General features: G+C 54.6%; 1 protein-coding gene and 1 pseudogene. Both read left to right on the top strand.

The features are described 5' to 3' along the window. Positions 1 to 67 precede the first annotated feature (67 nt). Entirely contained in the window at positions 68 to 529 is a 462-nt protein-coding gene (locus tag AB204_RS16355) for a phage terminase small subunit P27 family (RefSeq protein WP_047964440.1), read from the top strand. Position 530: 1 nt separating this feature from the next. Continuing rightward, positions 531 to 938: pseudogene (locus AB204_RS16360) on the top strand (hypothetical protein); the annotation flags it as partial.

The following is a 938-nucleotide window of genomic DNA, read 5'->3' on the forward strand; positions in this document are numbered from 1 at the left end:
AGATCGCCGCGAAATGCCAACCTTTTTTTGGGGTGCCCCAACTGCACCATTTTACAGGAGAAATCACATGGCAGGACGACCGCCAACCCCGACTCACCTGCGTCTGGTGAGGGGTAACCCATCAAAGCGCCCGATTAATGCCCATGAACCGATGCCGGAAAAAGGGGTTCCCCATGTCCCCAAGCATTTTGGAAAAATGGGCCGGTACTGGCACGAACGGATCGCCGGGGAACTGCATAAAGTCGGCGTGCTGACTAACCTTGACGCCAAAGCCCTTGAGTTGCTGGTTGAAGCCTACGTCGAATACCGCACGCACTGTGAAACACTGGAGAGTGAAGGTTACACCTACCGGACCGATCAGGGATTAATTAAGGCGCATCCGGCGGCGGGCATGAAAGCCGATGCGTGGAAACGGATCCACACCATGCTCAGTGCGTTTGGTATGTCACCCTCCAGCCGGTCTAAGGTCAACATAGCCGGGGAAGATAAGGCTGACCCGCTGGCTGAGTTTTTACAAATGAGAGATTAACATGGCGAAAGTATCAGAAGGCATCCGCTATGCTGAGCGGGTCGTGGCGGGTGAGGTTGTATCCGGTGAGTTGGTGAAACTGGCCTGTCAGCGGTTCCTGAATGACCTGAAAACGGGGGAAGCGCGTGGAATTTATTTCAGTGAACCCCGTGCCCAGCATATCCTGAACTTTTACAAATTTGTGCCCCACGTCAAGGGCGCACTGGCGGGCAAGCCCATTGAACTGATGGACTGGCATATCTTTATTCTGATTAACCTGTTTGGTTTTGTGCATCCGTTAGTGAATGAGGCCACGGGGGAGGTGGTGCTGCGCAATGACGGCAGCGGACGCCCGGTGATGGTGCGTCGTTTTCGCACCGCCTATAACGAAGTGGCCCGTAAGAATGCCAAATCGACCCTGTCCTCCGGT

Source organism: Xenorhabdus khoisanae, from assembly GCF_001037465.1.
Taxonomy (GTDB): Bacteria; Pseudomonadota; Gammaproteobacteria; order Enterobacterales; family Enterobacteriaceae; genus Xenorhabdus; species Xenorhabdus khoisanae.